The sequence below is a fragment of the Acidimicrobiales bacterium genome (assembly GCA_036378675.1).
Taxonomy (GTDB): Bacteria; Actinomycetota; Acidimicrobiia; order Acidimicrobiales; family Palsa-688; genus DASUWA01.
Genome location: DASUWA010000001.1, coordinates 46,021 through 58,270 on the forward strand (window position 1 = coordinate 46,021; position 12,250 = coordinate 58,270).

At 67.4% G+C, this 12,250-nt stretch carries 13 protein-coding genes; 3 read left to right on the forward strand and 10 right to left on the reverse strand.

The genetic code is table 11. The features are described 5' to 3' along the window. The first annotated feature begins 4 nt into the window (after positions 1-4). Positions 5-1,354 carry an aminomethyl-transferring glycine dehydrogenase subunit GcvPA gene (gene gcvPA, locus VFZ97_00240; GenBank protein ID HEX6391838.1) on the forward strand — a complete coding sequence of 450 codons (1,350 nt, stop codon included), beginning with the start codon at positions 5-7 and terminating at the stop codon, positions 1,352-1,354. After that, positions 1,354-2,889 (forward strand): aminomethyl-transferring glycine dehydrogenase subunit GcvPB, encoded by a 1,536-nt coding sequence (gene gcvPB, locus VFZ97_00245; protein ID HEX6391839.1) that lies wholly within the window; start codon positions 1,354-1,356, stop codon positions 2,887-2,889. Before gcvPA ends, gcvPB begins: the two co-directional genes overlap by 1 nt. Here gcvPB and VFZ97_00250 read toward each other — a convergent pair. From VFZ97_00250 to VFZ97_00275, 6 genes are all read right to left on the reverse strand, one after another. After that, positions 2,866-3,906, reverse strand: a complete 1,041-nt coding sequence (locus VFZ97_00250; protein ID HEX6391840.1) for a tyrosine-type recombinase/integrase — start codon at positions 3,904-3,906, stop codon at positions 2,866-2,868. The genes gcvPB and VFZ97_00250 overlap by 24 nt on opposite strands. 171 nt (positions 3,907-4,077) lie before the next feature. Beyond that, a complete protein-coding gene (locus tag VFZ97_00255; protein HEX6391841.1) occupies positions 4,078-4,785 on the reverse strand; it encodes a hypothetical protein in 708 nt (235 codons plus the stop codon). Further along, positions 4,782-5,891, reverse strand: a complete 1,110-nt coding sequence (locus VFZ97_00260; GenBank protein ID HEX6391842.1) for an S-adenosylmethionine:tRNA ribosyltransferase-isomerase — start codon at positions 5,889-5,891, stop codon at positions 4,782-4,784. The genes VFZ97_00255 and VFZ97_00260 overlap by 4 nt, the downstream gene beginning before the upstream one ends. After that, positions 5,888-6,643 (reverse strand): SDR family oxidoreductase, encoded by a 756-nt coding sequence (locus VFZ97_00265; protein HEX6391843.1) that lies wholly within the window; start codon positions 6,641-6,643, stop codon positions 5,888-5,890. The genes VFZ97_00260 and VFZ97_00265 overlap by 4 nt, the downstream gene beginning before the upstream one ends. Positions 6,644-7,035: 392 nt before the next feature. After that, complete coding sequence (locus tag VFZ97_00270) at positions 7,036-7,158, reverse strand: hypothetical protein (GenBank protein HEX6391844.1); 123 nt, start codon at positions 7,156-7,158, stop codon at positions 7,036-7,038. A gap of 113 nt (positions 7,159-7,271) precedes the next feature. Next, positions 7,272-7,997 carry an alpha/beta hydrolase gene (locus tag VFZ97_00275; protein HEX6391845.1) on the reverse strand — a complete coding sequence of 242 codons (726 nt, stop codon included), beginning with the start codon at positions 7,995-7,997 and terminating at the stop codon, positions 7,272-7,274. A gap of 117 nt (positions 7,998-8,114) precedes the next feature. On the opposite strand from VFZ97_00275, the gene VFZ97_00280 reads away from it, so the two are divergent. After that, positions 8,115-9,725 (forward strand): hypothetical protein, encoded by a 1,611-nt coding sequence (locus tag VFZ97_00280; protein HEX6391846.1) that lies wholly within the window; start codon positions 8,115-8,117, stop codon positions 9,723-9,725. On the opposite strand, the gene VFZ97_00285 is transcribed toward VFZ97_00280, so the two are convergent. The 4 genes from VFZ97_00285 to VFZ97_00300 are packed head-to-tail and all read right to left on the reverse strand — an operon-like array spanning position 9,642 to position 11,817. Then, positions 9,642-10,076 carry an NUDIX domain-containing protein gene (locus tag VFZ97_00285; protein HEX6391847.1) on the reverse strand — a complete coding sequence of 145 codons (435 nt, stop codon included), beginning with the start codon at positions 10,074-10,076 and terminating at the stop codon, positions 9,642-9,644. The genes VFZ97_00280 and VFZ97_00285 overlap by 84 nt on opposite strands. After that, positions 10,063-10,548, reverse strand: a complete 486-nt coding sequence (locus VFZ97_00290; GenBank protein HEX6391848.1) for a GNAT family N-acetyltransferase — start codon at positions 10,546-10,548, stop codon at positions 10,063-10,065. The genes VFZ97_00285 and VFZ97_00290 overlap by 14 nt, the downstream gene beginning before the upstream one ends. Positions 10,549-10,562: 14 nt before the next feature. Continuing rightward, the gene (locus VFZ97_00295; GenBank protein HEX6391849.1) at positions 10,563-11,279 is read right to left on the reverse strand and encodes a hypothetical protein; all 717 of its coding nucleotides are present in this window, start codon (positions 11,277-11,279) and stop codon (positions 10,563-10,565) included. A 55-nt stretch (positions 11,280-11,334) separates the two neighbouring features. Continuing rightward, the gene (locus tag VFZ97_00300; GenBank protein ID HEX6391850.1) at positions 11,335-11,817 is read right to left on the reverse strand and encodes a DUF4193 family protein; all 483 of its coding nucleotides are present in this window, start codon (positions 11,815-11,817) and stop codon (positions 11,335-11,337) included. Between the last annotated feature and the right edge of the window lie 433 nt (positions 11,818-12,250).

Here is a 12,250-nt window from a genome sequence, read left to right on the forward strand (position 1 = left end):
CGCTTTGGGACACTTCGTTCCGCACACCGACGAAGAACTCGGGCAAATGCTCGCCGACATCGGGCTGTCGTCACTCGATGAGCTGTTCGACGTGATCCCCGAAGCGCTTCGCCTGGCCGGCGGGCTGGCCGTCGCACCCGGCATGCCCGAGGCGGACGTTCTCGACGAGATGGGCAGGCTCGCCGCTCGGAACAAGTTCGGCTCAGATTTGGTCTGCTTCGCCGGCGCCGGGGCCTACGACCACGACATCCCCTCCGCGACCAACCGGCTCGCCTTCCGGTCCGAGTTCGTCACCGCCTACACGCCCTACCAGCCCGAGGTGGCCCAAGGCGTGCTTCAGGCGCTGTTCGAGTACCAGACGATGATCTCGCGGCTTGCCGGCCTTCCCGTGGCGAACGCGTCGCTCTACGACGGGGCGAGCGCCGTGGTCGAGGCCACCAACTTGTCTACGGCCGCCACGGGGCGCCAGACAGTGTGGGTCAGCGGCGGACTCCACCCGCACTGGCGGGCGGTCCTCCACACTTTCGCCAAGGGCACCGGCCACGTACTCGTCGACGTACCGCTTCGTGACGGGGTGACCGACTGGACACAGGCGCCGCTGGCCGAGCCTCCCGCAGCGCTGCTCGTCGCCTCGCCGAACTACCTCGGTGCGATCGAGGACGTCCGGGTCGCACGGACGGTGGCCGATTCTCACAAGGCTCACCTGCTGGTCGCGATCGATCCGGTGTCGGCCGGCCTGTTGCGGACGGCGGGAGACGACGGAGCCGACGTGGTGGTGGGGGAGGGCCAGCCGTTCGGGACGCCCCTCTCCTTCGGCGGTCCGTACTTGGGTCTGTTCGCCTGCCGCATGGAGCACGTCCGGAGGCTTCCGGGTCGCCTAGTCGGGAGAACCGTAGATACCGAGGGCCGCCCGGCCTATGTCACGACCCTCAGGGCGAGGGAGCAGGACATCCGCCGCGAGAAGGCCTCGTCCAACGTGTGCACGAACCAGACCCTGATCGCGGTCGCGTGCATGATCCAGATGTCCTGGCTCGGCACGTCCGGCCTGCGAGAGCTTTCACTCCGGTGCGCCCGGGGGACCCGCTACACCCGCGAAGCGGTCACTGCCATCCCGGGAGTCGAGCTCGTCGCGTCCGTCCCGACGCTTCGCGAGTTCGCGGTCAAGCTCCCGGTGCCGGGGCCGGCGGTGGTCGCGCGCATGGCGGAAGAAGGTTTCCTGGCCGGCGTCCCGGTCGGAATCGAGGGGGGAGTGGTGCGCGACGAAGGCGACGCCCTTTTGATCGCGGTCACCGAGAAACGAACCAAAGACGAGATCGACGCGTTCGTCTCCGCTCTCGAAAAGGTGGTCCGCTGATGGCCGAAAAAAGAACCGCCGCGCCCGCCGGCAAAGCTTCGAGCGCCCCAGTCGTCGGCAGGGAGCACGAACCGACGATCTTCGAGTTCTCGAGCCCCGGGCGCTCGTCAGCGTCGTTCCGGACCACCGGGATCCCCGAATGGGGCCCGGCCGACCTTGTCCCGGCCGGTTTTCTACGCGAGGAACCGATAGGCCTGACCGAGGTGTCCGAGCGCGACCTGGTCGCCCACGTGACCAGGCTCACCCACCGGCAGTACTCCGTGGACCTGGGCGCCTACCCGCTCGGCTCGTGCACGATGAAGTACAACCCGAAGCTCTGCGACGATGCTGCCTCGCTTCCCGGTCTGACGTCGGTCCATCCGTCGACGCCCGAGCACCTTTCGCAGGGATGGCTCGAGCTGTTGTGGTCCCTCGCCGACACGCTGTGCCGCATCACCGGCATGTCCGCCGCCACCCTCCAGCCGCCCGCCGGCGCCGCGGGCGAGCTGACCGGCCTGCTCCTGATGCGCGCCTACCACGAATCGCGGGGCGAGACCCGGCGCAAGGTGATCATCCCCGATTCGGCGCACGGCACCAACCCGGCGTCGGTAACCCTCGGCGGTTACGAGACCGTGACGGTTCCCTCCGACCATCGGGGTCTCGTAGATCTAGAGGCACTGAAGGATCGCCTCGACGCAGAGGTGGCCGGGATCATGCTGACCAACCCGAACACGCTCGGCCTCTTCGAGGAGGACATCGCCCAGATCGCCGCCGCAGTCCACCAAGCCGGCGGGCTCCTCTACTACGACGGGGCCAACCTGAACGCGATCCTCGGAGTCACCCGTCCTGGCGACATGGGCTTCGACATCGTGCACATGAACCTCCACAAGACGTTCGCGGTTCCCCACGGCGGGGGCGGACCTGGAGCCGGCCCGGTCGCCGTGTCGGAACGCCTCGCCGCCTTTCTGCCGGGGCCGATGCCCGAGCGACTCGCCGATGGCAGCTTCACCTGGAAGACCCCGGCCCACTCCATCGGGCGTACCCACTCCTGGCACGGAAACGCGCTGGCCCTTGCACGCGCCTGGTCGTACATACTCGCCAACGGCGGCGACGGGCTCCGACGAGTAGCCGAAGGGGCGGTCCTGAACGCCAACTGGCTGCGCCACCAGCTCCGCGGCGCCTACGACATCCCATACGACCGGCCGAACATGCACGAGTTCGTCGCGTCGACGTCGACACTCAAGAAGGAAAAAGGCCTCCGGGCGTTGGACGTCGGCAAGAGGCTCCTCGAGGAAGGGTTCCATGCGCCGACTGTGTACTTCCCTCTGATCGTCGACGAGGCACTCATGATCGAGCCGACCGAGACCGAAAGCCCGCAAACCGTCGCCGCGCTCGCCGACGCGTTGATCCGGATCGCCGCCGACCCCGAGGGCGAATCTCAGAAGGCGCCGCGCACGACTCCCGTAGGAAGGGTCGACGAAGCCCGGGCTGCCCGGACTCTTTTGCCGACGTGGGACGCGGTCGCGGCGGAGTCAGTCGGTTCGCCCGGCGCGTAGCGACTCGCGAAGCGCCGCCTGGCTCGGATGCGCCTGGATCACCTGCCGTAGTCCCTGCGCGGTTGCAGACAGGTAACGCCTTGTCGTCTCGAGGCTCGCGTGTCCGAGAAGCTCCTGCAGCTCGACTACATCCGCACCGGCTTCGAGGGCTTCTGTAGCGAACGTGTGACGCAATGCGTGGACAAGAGCCCCTGCAGGAACCTGGGCACGGATTCCCGCCCGCACGTAAAGCTTTTCCACCAGATAACGGATCTGATGAACCGTGAGTCTTCTGCCGCGAACGTCGACGAACAGCGGTGTGTTGGGATGATTCATTTCGTCGCGGGGAAAGCGTCGCTTTCTCTGCTGCGTGTATTCGTCGATCACCGCCTCGAGCGACGGGTCGATCGGTATGGGCCGAACCTTGCCGCCCTTCCCGCGCACTTCGACGCGCCGCGCTCCGGGATCACCGTCCAGCGATCCGATGTTAAGGCCCGACGCCTCAGCCTCTCGGATTCCGGTGACGCAGAAGGTGGCAATGACCGCGAGGTCTCTCGCCGGCCAGGGATCGCGAGCGGTCGGATCCGGTTCCGCAGCAGTCTTGATGAGCCGGGCTACCGCGTCGCGGGCGCGGATGGAGCGGGGGAGCGTGGATGGTGTCTTCGGCTTGGGGATCGCCGCCATCGGGTTGCCCTCCATGACCGCCTCGGCGACCAGGAAGTCGAAAAAGCTCGACCAGGCCGAGTGTGCCCTTCGCACCGATGCGGCGGCGTGATCCGAAGCCCATGAAGCGAACGCCGCGCGCAGCCCGGTCTTCTCGAGGTCGGGGAGCGCGACATCCTGGTACTGACCGATCTCCTCGAGGGCAGCGAGTCTCGACGCGACGCCCTCGAGGTCGCGGCGGTACGCGGCGAGCGTCGCCGGCGACGGTTTCGCAGCCCCGAGATTGAACAGCCATGCCTCCACCGCGTCCGCGACCGACGACTCGGCGGTCAAGCGCCGGCGAGGTGCGATCGCCGCGGCGGGGGAGCGGGCCACGAGGTGTCGAGGGTAACGGGAAGGTGTGGCGCCGCCGCGGATGGCCGTTCAATTCTGGGGGCGGCCACAGGCACGGGCGAGGGAGTCGCGTTTGGGAGTGAGATCTGCACGTGTCGTGCTCCAATCCACGCCCAAACGCAAAATACACACCCAAACGTCGAAGAGCTGCGGTCAGTTCGGCCGGATCTCGTAGGAGCACGAGTGGGCTCCGGACAGGATGTGCGAAACCCTGTCGACCTGCGCCTCGGGTAGCACAGCCCGGATGAACGCAATCTCGCTGCCGCAGGCCTCGCGGTGCTGGCGGGCGACATCGAGGATGGCGCAATTGCGTTCCGATATCCGCCAGGTCCCGTCGGGTTCCTGCTCGCAGTGGGCGAGATAGCCGTCCTCGTCGAGGATCCGGCTCAACTCGCGGATCTTGTCGTCGAAGCCGAGCCCGGCGAGTCGCGCTTCGGCGCGAGCCTGGCGTTGGAGGCCCCGCCTGGCGAACGCCTCGCCAATGAGGTCCGGCGCGGATTCCTCGATGATGCCCAGCAACTGGTTGGTGAGCTGCCCATAGCGTTTCGGGAAGAGAGCCTCGGCCGCGGGCGTGAGGCAGTACCACCGGCGGGGCCGGCCTGGTCCTGTCCGCTGATCGCGGTGGGCGATGAGGCCGTCTTCGCCGAGAGGCCCGAGCTGCTGACGGACGGCACCGACGGTGATCCCCAGGTCGCCGGCGAGATCGTCCGCGGTTGCCTCACCGTAGCTCTTGAGGCTGGCGAGCAACGCCATCCTCGGACGGCCGACCGCATTCGCCGCGACCTGCTGACCTGCCGACTCTGTCGGCGCCAGCTCGACCGGTTCGGAGGGCCGCCGGTTGACCGAAGGATCAGTGCTCACGGGAGGATCAGGTGGCTGTCGCCGAACTCGTGCCACAAGTACCCGGCGGCGACAGCCTCACGGTAGGACGACTCGATCAAGTCCTGCCCGGCGACCGCTTCGAGCAGGGACAGGTGCGATGCTCCCGGTTCGTGCCAGCCGGTGATCAGCCCGTCTACCGCAGTGATCGGGGTGTCCGGTCGGATTACCAGCTCGGTCCAGCCTTCTCCGGGGTGCACCATCCCATCCGGGCCCGCCGTGCTCTGCAGCGCTCTTACCGCGGTCGTGCCTACGCCGATGACCTTCGATCCGCGCCGGCGCGCCTGGTTGACCAGCTCGGCGGTCGTCGGGGGGACTTTGAACCATTCCGCCGCCGGTGGCTCGTGACTTTCGGCCGATGAAACGCCGCAATGAAGAACGAAGGGTGCGACCACGATTCCTTTCGCTGCGAGACGAGTCGTGATCTCGGCGGTGAACGGTCTAGCCGCGCTGGGCATCTCGGCGCTGCCCGGCACTTCGGCGAACACGGTCTGGTAATAGGAGATCGGCCAGTCCCGGGTGACGTGCGAATAGCGGATCGGCTTCCCGTGACGGGCGAGATAGGAGAGTGACGGTTCAGGAAGCTCGACGGTGGCCACCCAGATCCTGACCGGAAACCGGCGGGAGAGTCCCTCGGTCGCCGGCGCCCGGAGAACCGCCCGGCCGCCGGAGGGCAGAAGCAGGCCCAACCCTGGTTCGGCATCCAGCCACGGGGTGCTCGCCGGTTCGAGCCCCGCCCCTGGGCCCGGGCGCCAATGACGAAGCTCCACCGTCCACAGACCACCGGGCAGCCGTCCGGACAGATGGAGCCGAGCCGGCTCTCCACGCGACGTCTCGGCGTCGAGAGCAGCCGGAAGGGTCGCGGACGTGTTCACGGCGACGACGTCGCCGGGTTCGAGGAGGGTGGGCAGGTCGGTGAAGTGGCGGTGGGACAGCGAGCCGTCCTGCTTTCGGGCTACCAGGAGCCGGACGGAGTCGCGCCGGAGGCCCCGGGCCTCGGGTGGTTCGGTCGCTTCGAGGTCCCGCGGCAGGACGAATTCTGTTCCGCTATCGAGCAGCCGAAGGCTCGGGGCCGGATCCGCATTCATCTCTTACCCCCGGGGAGGTGGGTGAGGTCGGTGACGTCGGCGAAGTTGGCGACCTCGGCGACCTCGGCGAGCTTGACCCTTCCCGACTGCCGATCCGAGGCGATGAGGGCAAGGAGCGCCGGGACCACCGACGCCGGCTCGGGCCGGTCGGAGATGTCCTCGCCAGGGAAGGCGTCCTGGTGCATCTGAGTCCGCATGTCGCCGGGATCCACCGCCCATACCGTCCACCCCGGTCGCTCGGCTGCGAGAACGGCGGAGATCCGGTCGAGCGCCGCCTTCGAGGCCCCGTAACCGCCCCAACCTTCATACGGCTCCACCGATGCATCCGACGTGATGTTGATCACCGTCGGACGGGGGGAGAGCTCGAGCAACTCGGCGGCCTCCTGGATGAGGGCCAGCGGGGCGATGACATTCGCCTCGAATGCTTCCCTGAGGCCGTCGAGGGGGAATCGGCTCAGGTCCGGGAGGGGGCTGGGGCCTAGGGTGCCGGCGTTGTTCACCACGAGGTCGATTCCCCCGATTTCCTTAGCGGCGGCGACCAGCTGGCGCCGGTGGGCTGGATCCGTGACGTCCCCGGCGATCGCCCTGAGCTCCTGGCCGGCCCGCAGGGCGGTTCCGATCCTGGCCTCGGCGGCCTGGAGGCCCTTGGCGGTACGTGCGTCGATCACCAGCGACCACCCCGCGCCGGCGAGGCCGGCCGCGAGTGCCTCGCCTAGGCCCCTGGAAGCTCCTGTGACGATCGCGATGGGCATCTCTTTCAACCTCCCCGAGGGCTCATCTCCCCGTTGCCAGTAAAAGTAGCCCTACCTGTCTAAATATGTAAAGGAAATTTACAAACTGCAGGCCAGGGGCCGATCCCCGGCGGGGGAGGACCCGCGGGAGGACTATCTGATCACCCGCCCCGCATCTCCTTCTGTTCCGCATAATCACAGTTATCCGTAATTCAGTACACGGCACGGGCGACCCTCGAGGCGTCCTCGAATACCAGCCCTGGGAGCACACCAGGCGCGCACCAGGAGCACCTACCAGCTCGCAGCCCCGTCTGGGGCTCTAAGGACCCACGGGATCTACGGCTCTACGGATCTACGGCTCTACGGATCTACGGGCGCAGCCTCCGGGTGCCCGGCGGCAATCTCTCCCGGCGCTAGGCGCCGGCTGCGGGCTTGCGAGCCTCGGCTTTGGCGGCCCGGACACGCGCGTCGCGCTGCTTCTTGCGCCGGATCCGGTCGTGCTTCCAGCGGACGGTCGATCTAGCTCCACGGCCCATGGCGCCAGACCCTACCAGGCCCGGCACACCGATGCACTGGGTATACTTAACACTGTTATAATCGATTTTCTTTACCCACCACCGGTTTTCACACCACCGACGACGAGGATGCCTCAGTCGCGCAGGAAGTCGACGGTCGCCTCGATGAACCGGAAGTCTTTCGGCGTCCCGAAGTGGTCCGCGCCGGCGAGGCTGGCCAGCCGGGCGTCCGGCAGGGCCTTGAGCAGCCTGTCAGCGGGTCCGGCGAAGTCGCGGTCCCCCAGCACGACCAGGACAGGAAGCTTCACCGACGAGAGGATGGATTCATCGAGAGGTGAGTGCGGCCGGCGCAGGCACGCCGCCAGCGCCGAAGGATCATTGCCGGGCGCCCTGGCGAAGACCGCGAAGGCCTGTGCGACCGCCGGATCGCCCTCGGCGGTGTCTCCCGTCTCGATCGCACGGGCAGCGGGTTCGGGGTCCCCGTCCCTGAACACGTTCTCCCCGACGCCTCCTACGACCAGCTTTCGAAACCGCTCGGGGCTGTCGGCTATGACCCTGAGCAGAAGCTGCCCCCCGAGGCTGAACCCAACGGCATCGACCTGACCGTCGGCCGGGAGAACGTCATAGATGGCGCGAGTCAGGTCGGTGTACGCCTCCGGCTCATGTGGCTTGTCGGCGGTCCCATGACCGAGAAGGTCCAACCCGATGACCTCGCGGCCTTCGTCCTGAAGGATGTCCACCCAGCCCGGCTCTCGCCAGTTCCGTTCGAACGACGAAGCGAATCCATGCACCAGCAAGACGGGTGGCAATGACACGGGCGGCGGGGACACGGGCGGCGGGGACACGGGCGGCGGGGGCATCGGCGAAGGCTATCCCCATGGGCAAATGCCCGGTGCGGTGGCGCCGGCGCAACGGACGAATCCCGACAACTCTGCGCCCCTTCGGCAGGTCACCCGCTCTCCGATAGCTTTGATGTCGTGGCCCGGCGCATCGACATCGAGCTGACCAGCACGCGACCTGACGGAACTTGGACGTGGCGCGCCGCTGGCGCGAAGGAGCCTCGGGGCATCGTCGACGGTTCGCTTCTGTACGAGGGCGCCAAGCCAGGTGACGTAGTTAAGGCGGAAGCCGAGTTCGAGATCGAGGGGATCTCGATCACGTCGGTCGCTCCCCCGAAGTCGGATAATCGCACAGAAGCTCAACGCATCGAACTGATCGGTCCTTCGCGCGGCGACGCTCCCGGGGTCACGACTCAGCTGGTCGGCCGTACGACGCGCAGGCGTGAAGGTCCCGACGGGCGCCCCGGTCGAGACGGGCGGCCCACCCGCGAGCGCCCACCGAGGGACCGGGCCGATCGCGACCAGTCAGGCGCAGGGAACGGCCGGCCTCGGCCGCGCCGAGATCAGCCCCGGCGCGATGGCGGTCTGCGCGAGACCGGCGGAACCGGCGGTGGCGAGGCCGACTCCACCGAAGAATCGCCGCGGCGCCGGGAGAGGCCCGCTGCCCGCAAAGAAGGCGCTCCCCGCAAGGAGTCGGGCGCAGGAAGATCCGTTCGACCGGGACCGGGTCGACCTTCGGCGCCGCGCTCAGGTGAGGCCGAGGATCGCAAGTCGAAGCGTTTGAACCCGGGCCATGCTCATCGCCAAGCCATGCTTGCTTCACTACCGCCCGAGCAACAACCCGTTGCCGAGCAGGTCCTTCGAGGTGGGATTCCCGCGGTGCGCACCGCGCTCCATCTCGAGCGCGAGAAAGCTGCGGCAGAGGGGCGCCCCGCTCCCAACACCGATCAGTTGATCGCGATGGCGGAGGAGCTTCTTCCACGACTGAAAGCCGCCGAGTGGCGCGACCGTGCTGAGGCCGCCGCCAAGGACGCCGAGGCGATTTCACTTCGGGATCTGCGCTCGGTCGTCGCGGGATCCGACGTTGCGCGCGATGACGAGACCCGAGCGCTGGCAGCAACGTTGCGGGAAGCTCTCGAAAAGCGGGTCGCAGGACTTCACGACCAGTGGGTTCAAGAGATCGTCAAGCACCTCGACGACAACCGCGTTGTCCGAGCTCTCAGACTCTCAGCGCGTCCCCCGGAGCCCCTCGCCCGCCTTGACGCCGAACTCAGCCAGAGACTCACCGACGCCGCGAGCCAAGCGATGGCGCCGGACACGCCCCACGACCGGTGGCTGGCGCTGCTCGACGCGGCGTCCGCGTCGCCTGTGCGCCGGTCGATCCGTCCTGTCGGGTTGCCGACCGAGCCCGACGCAGATGTGAAGCAAGCTGCCTATCAGCAGTCCGGTCGCATCCCGGCGCTTGCCGTCATGCTTGGCGTGTCAATCCCGCCGCCACCGAGCCCAACGACGAGCCGAACGCGGCGCTCCCCGAGTCCGCGCAGGGCCCCAAGCAGCCGACCCTCTCGCCCGACCACTGGGGACCCGGCAACCCCCGAAGACCGGGCAACCCAGCGAGACCAGGCAGCCATCGGAGACCCGGCAGCCACCGAGGAAAAGCGCGCTTCAGCTGAAGGCGGGGAGAATCCCACGGTCGTGGAGGAACTCGGCGAGCCCGTCGACGAGCCGAAGGTCCGCGACCTCGGTTAAAGGCACCCACGCTGCCTCTGCAGCGTCGTAGCCCGCTCTCGGTTCCGCCTCCTCGATGATCGTGACGTAGAAATCGAGGATGACGTAGTGGTAGCCGTCGCCGACGCGTTCCACCCAGCCGGCCATGCTCTCGCACACGCCGTTCAAGCCGGTTTCCTCGCGGAGTTCACGCACAACTGCTTCGGCAAGAGTTTCGCCGGCTTCGACACGACCGCCGGGGATCGACCATTCACCCTGCGCCGGACCGCGTCCCCTTCTGATGAGAAGGATCTGGTCGTCGTCGACCGCGATGGCACCTACGCACAGTTCGGGTCGTCCGTTCACCGCCCGCCCTGGGTCAGCCGTCGTCATCCCCGTTCTTTCTATTGACCGGGCGATGCATGATCAACAGTCTCGCTATGAAACCGTTGTCCTCGAAGAAAGCCTTCGCTGAACGGCTCCCGGGCAGCGCCGGCGCGTCGACCCCGACGCACCCACGTTCGTCGCTCCACTTCATCACGACTTTGACCATCGATTCCGCTACCCCCACTTGTCGAGCTTGCGGATCCACGTAGACGATCTCGATGACGCCGACCGGCTCACGCCGTTGACGATCGCAAACCGCCAATGCGAAACCGACTGCCACATCTTCAATCCTCCCAATGACCACGATGCGGTCGGGATCGTCGAACGCGAACCGCAGCGCTCCTTTCGGATCGGACCGGTAGAGACTGCCCGCCAGCAACGAGCCTCCGCGCTGACCGTCCAGCTCCGCGACGGCTCGCTCCCACAGCTCGGCCACGAAGTCCAAATCGGCGGCGGTCGCGACTCTGGCGCTCTCCACCGTCCGGTTTCCGGTCAGGCCTTCAGCTGATTGACCCGAGTAAGGATCGTTCTCCTGGCCCGGTGAGCCGACTCGTATGCGCCCACGGCCTCGAGCTCGTCCCTCGACAATCCGGCGAGGCGCTGTACCACTTGAGACGCCGAGAGCGAGTCGTAACCCGGAATGGCGAGCTGTTCCGCGCTGGGGGCCGGCTGGTCGAGAGGCGGCTGCGGGCTGCCCGGCGCTGCGGCCGAGCTCGGCGCGTGCGCTGAGTCTGCCCGCGTGGAGTCTGCCCGCGCGGAGTCGGCTCGCGTGGAGTCTGATCGCCTTCCGGAGAGCTTGCCGTACCCGCCGTCCGAGTCGATCAGCTCCGATTCGAGCGGCTCCTCTTGCGCTTCGGGCAGGGGCTTCTCGTTGAGCGGAGCGCCCCCAGCGCGGGCGGCCGTGCCGTTGGCGACGACCGCCGGCTCATGAGCCTTTGCACGTTCAGCCGGCGATTTCTGCGGACTTGTGGGCTGTCGCGCGGTCGACGAGCCGCCGCTTGGCCCGAGTCGCCGCTCGATCTGCTTCCGCCCCTGCGCCACTGCGAACTGGCCGACCATCCGGGCGATCGTGACCTGGCCCTGAATCTGCGCCCGGCCCTTCTCGGCAAGCTTGGGGAACTCCTCGATCGCTGTCAGTGCCAGCCCGACGGGCGCGTAAACGAACACGTCGAGGGCGTTGTCCAAGGGGGACCGGTTCTCCTGGGTCACGCCACGATCCTGCCGTGCGGCCAATGGTCACGCCAACTCGCCCGAGTCACGACCATCACACACAATCCCGACAAAGCATCCGGTTTCCGTCGGCGAGCTGGCTCGGGTGCTTCACCAAGAAGCACGACTGGCAAACGAACTCGCCCGGCTGCTTCGGCAGTACTCGCAGCGGGCTCTCGCCGCGCTCGTCGCCCTCCGCGAGTTCTTCTTCGTCTTCCTCGTCCTCGTCGTCGGTTACGACGAGGCGTTCCTTCAGGATGACATCCAGGCTCGCTTCGACGTCGTCGGTGTCCTCGTCTTCGTCGTCTTCGTCGTCCTCGTCATCCTCACGGGCCTTGACCGCTACCTGTGTCCCGTTCTCCTCATCCTCCAACTCGTCCTCGTCGTCTTCGAGAGCGTCGTCGTCGTCATCGTCATCGTCCTCGAGCGCGTCCTCGTCCTCGAGGTCCTCTAGGTCCTCCTCGTCAAGATCCTCGGGCAGCTCTTCCTCATTCTCTTCGTCGTCTACAACTTGGTCGTCGAGATCGTCTTTTGGCATCAGTGCGTCCTTATAAGCGGGTACCGCCGACGGCACCGGAGCGTCGTCGGCGGCGGATACTAGACCGCCCGGAAGACCTCCGGGCCACGGTCAAACGCTCAGCCACAGACAGCTATTCCGCGCCTCGACTACCCGGAATTTCACACGGGAAAACAAGGCCGGCCTCTCCCCGGGCAGCGGCGCCCTTTGGCGCGGGCACCCGGCCCCGAGCGCGACCGCCCCGGTGACCGGGCCGGCGCGTCAGGGCCTCAACGCACAGGGGGGCTGGAGGTCCTTTGGTGCCGTTCGGTGATCGCCCCTACATGTCGACCGGAGTGCGCAGTGATGCGGTTCACCGACCGTTGTCTACTTGGACCTCTAGCCACCCTGAGCGCACGGGACCGCGACTTCGAGCACGGCCACGTCAAGTGCGCCGACATCTTCCCAAGCTGAC